Below are 2401 nucleotides of genomic sequence, written 5' to 3'. Positions count from 1 at the left end.
GCATGTCGGCGGGCTGATGCTTGCCGACTGGCTGGCGGGCCGGCGTCCCCGTCGTACCCGCTGTTACGCCTGTGCCGCTATACGGCGCCGTGGGCCAGCAGGCTGCGGGCGCAGTCCACGACGGTCTCGCGGGCCGGGCGCGGCTGCCATCCCAGGATCCGGTGCGCCTTGGCCGTGCTGTGGCGGTTGCGTCGTCCCAGGGACGGGGTGATGTCACGCAGTGACGGGTCGCGGAAGCGGGCCGCGAGGCGGACGGCGAAGTCGGGGAGCCGGCGGGTGGAGACCCGTCGGCCGTCCTCGCCCAGCTCCTCCCGGAGGGCCTGGGCCATGTCCAGCATCCAGGTGAACTCGCCGGTGGCGAGGAAGCGTTCACCCGCGGCCTCGGGCGAGGTCATGGCGCGCAGGTGGATGTCGGCGAGGTCGCGGACATCCACGATCTCCAGGCCGATGCGCGGCACGCCGCTCATGCCGCCGGTGAGCATCCGCTGGATGATCCCGACGGAGCCGATGGTGCCGGTGGCCAGGATCGGCCCGAAGACGGCGCCGGGCAGGATCGTGGTGAGTTCGGTGGGGCCGTCGTGACCGGCCATGTAGTCCCAGGCGGCACGCTCGGCGAGGGTCTTGGAGCGGCGGTACGGGATCAGTGTGGGGTCGTCGGGGTCGGTCCACAGGGTCTCGTCGGTGACGCCCTCGTCGGTGTAGGAGGAGGGGCTCGCGGTGTTCGCCGCGGATGTCATCACCACGCGCCGTACTCCGGCCGCGGTGGCGGCGCGCAGCACGCGCAGGGCCCCGTCGCGTGCGGGGGCGATCATGGCCTCGGAGTTGTCGGCGACGGCGCCGCCGAGGGGTGAGGCGACGTGTAGGACGTAATCCACGTCTTTGACGGCCGCATCCCAGCCGTCGTCCGCGGTGAGGTCGGCGACCGCGAACTCCAGCCGGCCGTCCGCGTCCACCTGGGTGGCGACGGCGTCGCTCACCGCCTGCTCCTTGGCACGGCTCCGCACGGTGGTGCGGACGCGGTAGCCGCGTTGCAGCAGCTCGACGACACACCAGCCGGCGACGTAGCCGCTACCTCCGGTGACCAGAACCGTTTCGGGCACGGCTGTCCTCCATGGAATGTGACAAGATTAAGCGGAAGCCCTTCCGCTACCTGCCCCCGAACGTAACGGAAGCCCTTCCGCTTTGCAACCGGACCGATCGGACCAGCCATGACCCCGCCTTCTCGCCGCGCCACCCGCGCCACCCGCACCGACGCGCTGACCAACCGGGCTCGCATCCTCGCCGTCGCGGGCGAAGCCTTCGCCGCGCCTTCAGAGGCCTCGGGTGCCCCGGGTGCCTCGGGTGTGTCGGGTGTGTCGGGTGTCTCCATGACGGCGATCGCCAAACTGGCCGGGGTGGGCGTGGGGACGCTGTACCGGCACTTCCCCACCCGCGAGGCACTGATCGTGGAGCTCTACCACCAGGAGATCCAGAAGGTCATCGACCTCGCCCACACCCTCGCCGCCGACCTGCCCCCGCTCGAAGCCCTGCGCCGATGGTTCGAGGAGGTCGCCCGCTACGGGAAGCTCAAATACGGCGTGTCCGAAGTCATCCACGCGGCGACCAACGGCGGACTCGACGACAAGAACTACGAACCCTTCCTGCGGGCCATCGCCGTTCTCCTCGATGCCGGTACGGCCTCGGGAGACCTGAAGCCGGGCATCGAGCCGGAGGACGTACTCCTCCAGCTCAGCGTCCTGTGGCGCATCCCCCCGAGCGACAACGGCACAGCCCGCGCCGCCCGCGTCCTGGCCCTGATCCTCGACGGCCTACGCACCAGACCCGCCAACCCCTGACCCCGCCACCACCCGACGCCTCCGGCGGCCCAGGGAGATCACCCGGCGAAGGGACCGTGCTCGGTGAGCGGGCCGCGGCCGTCGAGGTAGCCGTACAGGCCGGCGGTCGGGTACTCGATGATGTCGTCGGGCAGCTCATGCACCGAGAACCAGCGGAGCCCGAGACACTTCTCGGGCTCCCGGTTCTCGGGCTCGCCCTCCCACTCGGTCGCCTCGAAGAAGAACCCGATGCGGGTGAGGTCGGGCGACTGCTGGTGATGCACGGTGTGTACGAGCCGCAACCGCGCGGGATCGACCCGCACCCCGGTCTCCTCGAACAGCTCCCGAGCGGCCCCGTCGCGCAAGGTCTCGCCGCAGTCGAGCTTCCCCGACGGCATGTGCCATCGCCCGTACCCGTACGCGCCGCCGCGCTGCGAGAGCAGAAGCTTGTCACCGTCGCGCAGGAGGATGTGGGTGTCGATGACGGGCTGTACGTTCATAGGGCCACCGTTCTGGAAGCGTCGGGCTGCCCCCGGTTCGCGGCCGACATGAGGGCGGCGGGCGGGGGCGGGGGGACGCTTCCAGAA

Annotated in this window: 3 protein-coding genes; 1 reads left to right on the top strand and 2 read right to left on the bottom strand. The window is 70.8% G+C overall.

Translation table 11 applies throughout. The features are described from left to right. Positions 1 to 77: 77 nt before the first annotated feature. On the bottom strand, positions 78 to 1100 hold the full coding sequence (locus WH07_RS35420) for an NAD-dependent epimerase/dehydratase family protein (protein ID WP_046509304.1): 1023 nt from the start codon (positions 1098 to 1100) through the stop codon (positions 78 to 80). Positions 1101 to 1208: 108 nt separating this feature from the next. Between WH07_RS35420 and WH07_RS35415 the strand changes: the two genes are divergently transcribed. Continuing rightward, complete coding sequence (locus tag WH07_RS35415) at positions 1209 to 1835, top strand: TetR/AcrR family transcriptional regulator (protein WP_046509302.1); 627 nt, start codon at positions 1209 to 1211, stop codon at positions 1833 to 1835. 38 nt (positions 1836 to 1873) lie between these two features. On the opposite strand, the gene WH07_RS35410 is transcribed toward WH07_RS35415, so the two are convergent. Further along, entirely contained in the window at positions 1874 to 2314 is a 441-nt protein-coding gene (locus tag WH07_RS35410) for an NUDIX hydrolase (RefSeq protein ID WP_046509300.1), read from the bottom strand. Positions 2315 to 2401: the final 87 nt, after the last annotated feature.

It is taken from the genome of Streptomyces odonnellii (assembly GCF_000981895.1).
Lineage (GTDB): Bacteria > Actinomycetota > Actinomycetes > Streptomycetales > Streptomycetaceae > Streptomyces > Streptomyces odonnellii.
This window is presented reverse-complemented; position numbering and strand designations above follow the sequence as displayed.

What these genes read in the sequence shown, in the direction of transcription:
- WH07_RS35415 (WP_046509302.1), top strand. Translation starts at nt 1,209, where the DNA reads ATGACCCCGCCTTCTCGCCGCGCCACCCGCGCCACCCGCACCGACGCG.
- WH07_RS35410 (WP_046509300.1), bottom strand. Translation starts at nt 2,314, where the DNA reads ATGAACGTACAGCCCGTCATCGACACCCACATCCTCCTGCGCGACGGT.